Raw genomic sequence first — 4065 nt, forward strand, 5'->3', positions numbered from 1 at the left:
CGACGGCAAAAACTATCAAATTTGCAGGACGCGTATCGCCGTGCCACCATTTGCCGCCGTATTCGTCGGTACAGTTTAGCCGCACAAGTTCGTCCGCGTAGTTGCCGCCGACGCCAAAGCGTACGTTACAAACTTCAAAATCGCCTAAGTCGAATTCGCAAACTAGCCGCACAAGCTCAAGCGGAAATTTGACGTCTAGAGCCTCTTGCGCATTTTCTAGCGCCCGCGTGGACGCGTCAGCATCGCTTTGTGCTAGCAGCCTCATGCCTGTTATGCCATTTTGCTCTAGGGGCAAGAAGATCTCGTCGAGCCTTTGCCTGATCTCGTCTAATCGCAAAAACATATGTATCCTTAAATTTAATCTTTGTGCTGAAAATCGGATGGATTCTATCAAATTTTGATGTAGTGAGCGGAAAAGTTAAAAAAGAAATTTATCTAACTACGCTAGAATCTCTCGCAAAATTTTACCGAGCAGTAGTATAAATTTAGTGAAATTTGAACAACAAAATCTCGGTAAACTATATAAAAATAATAAAATGCAATCCGCAAGCAATAGCAGCCCATAAATTAGTGAAATTGCCGATACTCGCAAATTTTTATATAAAAATAAATTAAAGATATTTGGTTTGCCGGCTACGATAATGACGTAAACCGTCTAGGTCTTTAGGCGGCAAATCTACAAATCATTTCAAAATCGCAAATCCGATGCCGATTTTGTCGGTGTGGCGGTTGTAGTCGATTAGACTCTCGCCGTATCCCGTAAAGTACTTCACGTAGCCGTATACTCCATTCTTGCCAAATGGAAACAGCCACCCAAGCTCGCCCGCGCCGCGGTTTGTTTTGTCAAAATGCAGGTTGTTGCGCACCATCGCAGTAAAGATATGTCCGCGGTAAGGCAGGGCGAAATTTATATCCATGTTGCCGAGGTATTTTTCGATGTCGGGATTGTCGTCACTGCCTTTGCTTTCCGGTATGCGCGCCCACGCTCGCGGGATCACGACGAGGCTACCGGCGTAAAGCTTAGCCTCGAGATAGACGCGGTTCCACGAGCGCGATTTCTCGCCGCCCTGGCCGTTACTCTCGTGCAAAAGTCCAGCGCGTAGGTAGTCAAGGCTCGGTAGCGCCTCAAATCTCATCGGCACGGTTATGAAAATCTCGGGGCGATAGTTGGTCTCGCGAAACGGCGTAGAGCTCTTAGCCGTCTGCCACCACGAGCTTTGCGAGTAGCCTGCCGAGATCGTTTCGTTCATATCAAATACGTCGTAAAAAAGCGGCTTTTGCAGGCTGATTTGAAAAGCGGTCTCAAATCTGCGCCTGTCATCAAAGTTGTTAAATGCATATGTTGCGGGCAAGAGGTAGTTTAGATGGTGCATTTTTAAGCCCAAAATTTCATCCACGTCGTATGCCTCGCCGCTCTCAAATTTCGCTCCCGGGCGCTCTTTAGAGGCGATCTTTTGCTCCTCCACGGGCGCGTCCGCTACGCTATCTGAGGGCGCGATCACAGAGCGTTCCATCGCAGCAGTTTCGCCGTCCTCGTCCGTAAATATTGCCTTTTTAGCCGCTAGTTTATAAAGCTGCAGGGCTCTTGTTTTGTCGCCTTCGTATTCGAGCTTTGCGGCGGCTTCGTATAGTCGTTTGGCTTCGTCTTTTGCGGTCGGTTCGGTCAAATTTTCAGCCGCATTTTCGGACTGGTCGATTAAATTTTGCTTCGCCGTCGCAGACTCGCCGGCTGCTGCGAAATTTAACAAAATCGCCAGTAAAACGATAATTTTTTTCATATGTTTCCTTCTTTTAAAGCTTGTTTGTAATCGGCTTGGTAGTTGATGTTAAAAAACTCGTCCGCGTTTGCGAACTTTACGATCTTGCAGCGGCAGCGGTCGCGCAAAAGCGCGATCTTATGCTCGCCCGCGGCAAAAAGCTCGCCCGCGGCGTTCGCTAAGTCCCCGCTAAAAAATCCGCAAAGCGAGTGCGTATGCGACTCGTCCGCGGCGATGACCATATCGTATTCTCCGCTAAATTTATATAGTTCGCGCGCGCACTCTCCGCTAACAAACGGCATATCGGCCGGGACGATAAAGACGCTTTCGTTTGGGAAGTTCTTAAGGATACTGTAAAGCGCTAGCATCGGAGAAAAGGCGTCCGGGCTCAAATTTGCCGTATCTTGCGAGCAAATTTGAGCAAAGCTCGCCTCTGCGCCATCTTTGTCGCTCGCCTCGGTCAAATTTAACCGCGAGAACTCCTCTGGGTTAACGTCTTTGATGAGCGGTAGGGACGGGTTAAATTTGTCAAATTTGGAGCTAACGAATACGCGCTCGAAAATCCGCCCGAATTTATGCGCTCCGTAGTGCGTGAGCGTCGCAAATCCGCCAAAAGGCAGCAGCGTTTTGTCGCGGCCCATTCGTGAGCTTTTGCCGCCGGCAAGGATGACGCATGTTTTCATTTTTTTCCTTAATTTAAGTGCGGTATAATAGCATAAATTTGTTTTAAGCGAGCGGTTAAACTCGCCCAGGCTAATTAAAATTATTTATCGCCTATGATTTTTCTAACCGCTAAAGCCGCTAAATTTAGCCCAAAACACGCCGTTACGCCCATAAAGCTGCCCAGTTTTACGCATCTTGGCAGTTCGGTCGAAAACACGACGTCAAATTTGCCTTTAAAGCCCGCTTTTTTAAGTTCGGTGCGTATTTTTTTAGCAAACGGGTCGTTGCAGGTCTGCCAGACGGAGGCGACCTTGATCTGCGTCGGATCGATGCGTTTTGCGCCGCCCATCGAGCTGATGAGCTTTTCGTGCGTTTTTAGCGCGAGCGCGATCTTGGCGGGCACGTCGTCGATAGCGTCGATCACGAGATCAAAGGGCGAAAAGTCGAAATTTGCGATAAATTCGGGCGTCATTAGCTCTTGCAGCGCCGTTACGCACTCGTATCTTACGGCAAATTCGCCGACCTTAACGGCTCCGACCGCTTCGCTGTAAATTTGACGGTTTTGATTGGTTATATCAAAAATATCCTTGTCGATGACGGTGATTTTGCCTACGCCCGCGCGAGCTAGCGCGTCCGCGCATATGCCGCCTACGCCGCCAACGCCGCAGATTAGGACGTTTGCGTTTTGAAGCTTTTTAAAATCATCGCCGAACAGCCAGCGAGATCTCGTAAATCGGTCGTTTTGATCCAAAATCTCCTCGTTCAAATTTGATCCTTTAGCGCGGTTTTTAGGCTCTGCAAGCTCGCGTGCGCGGTCATATCGAGCATAATCGGAGTGAGCGAGGCGAAACTCTCGCTAAGCACGCTGATGTCGGACTCGCCGTTTTGTTCGTAATCTAAATTTGACGGCTGTCCGAGCCAGTAGTACTCGACGCCGCGCGGGTTGCGGTGGAGCATGGCGTGCGTGGCGTAGCTGCGTCTGCCGGCTGGCACGATGCGGTAGCCTCTAAATTCGCGGGCGGAGACGGCGGGGATATTTACGTTTAAAAACTGGCGCGGCGGTAGGGATATTTCGCCGTTTAATACGCGAGGAATGATAAATTTGACGGCTTGTTGCGCGAGAGAAAAACCTAGTTTTTCGATACTATCGTTTTTATAAAACTGCGAAAATGCGATGCTAGGCACGCCCTGCAAAACGCCCTCCATAGCTGCTCCGCACGTACCCGAGTAGGTGATATCCTCGCCCACGTTGGCGCCGTGGTTTATACCGCTGATTACGAGGTCTGGTAGTCTTTTATAAAGCGCGTGAAGCGCGAGATAGACGCAGTCTGCGGGCGTGGCGTCGTCGAGTTTGTAAAAATCGTCGTCAAGCTTGATAAAGCGAAGAGGTCTAGTAAGCGTCAGCGAATGCGCGCAGGCTGATTTTTCGGTACTCGGTGCGACGATGGTGACGCGAGTATCAGGTAGCTCCCTCAGTGCGCTAGCTAAAGCGTGCAGGCCGCTAGCCTCGAATCCGTCGTCGTTTGTGATTAAAATTTCTTTCAAATTTATTCCTTTTTATCACGATTAGCTCAAATTTGACGAGCCCATCGCTTTCAAATTTTTAAAGAACCGTTGAAACTGTGTTTTGCTTCGATGGGTGTAT

Annotated in this window: 4 protein-coding genes and 1 pseudogene; all 5 read right to left on the reverse strand. The window is 49.2% G+C overall.

The window, feature by feature from the left end; all coding sequences use genetic code 11:
- A pseudogene (locus Q0200_RS04460) lies at positions 1 to 343 on the reverse strand (SMI1/KNR4 family protein); the annotation flags it as partial.
- Positions 344 to 683: 340 nt separating this feature from the next.
- Positions 684 to 1778, reverse strand: a complete 1095-nt coding sequence (locus Q0200_RS04465; protein WP_297938234.1) for a phospholipase A — start codon at positions 1776 to 1778, stop codon at positions 684 to 686.
- Positions 1775 to 2440, reverse strand: coding sequence for a molybdenum cofactor guanylyltransferase (locus Q0200_RS04470; RefSeq protein WP_297938237.1), 666 nt, complete (start codon positions 2438 to 2440; stop codon positions 1775 to 1777). The genes Q0200_RS04465 and Q0200_RS04470 overlap by 4 nt, the downstream gene beginning before the upstream one ends.
- A gap of 80 nt (positions 2441 to 2520) precedes the next feature.
- Positions 2521 to 3186, reverse strand: a complete 666-nt coding sequence (locus Q0200_RS04475) for a tRNA threonylcarbamoyladenosine dehydratase (RefSeq protein WP_297938240.1) — start codon at positions 3184 to 3186, stop codon at positions 2521 to 2523.
- On the reverse strand, positions 3183 to 3965 hold the full coding sequence (gene surE / locus Q0200_RS04480; protein WP_297938243.1) for a 5'/3'-nucleotidase SurE: 783 nt from the start codon (positions 3963 to 3965) through the stop codon (positions 3183 to 3185). Before surE ends, Q0200_RS04475 begins: the two co-directional genes overlap by 4 nt.
- Positions 3966 to 4065 lie beyond the last annotated feature (100 nt).

Source organism: uncultured Campylobacter sp. (genome assembly GCF_938045225.1).
Lineage (GTDB): Bacteria > Campylobacterota > Campylobacteria > Campylobacterales > Campylobacteraceae > Campylobacter_A.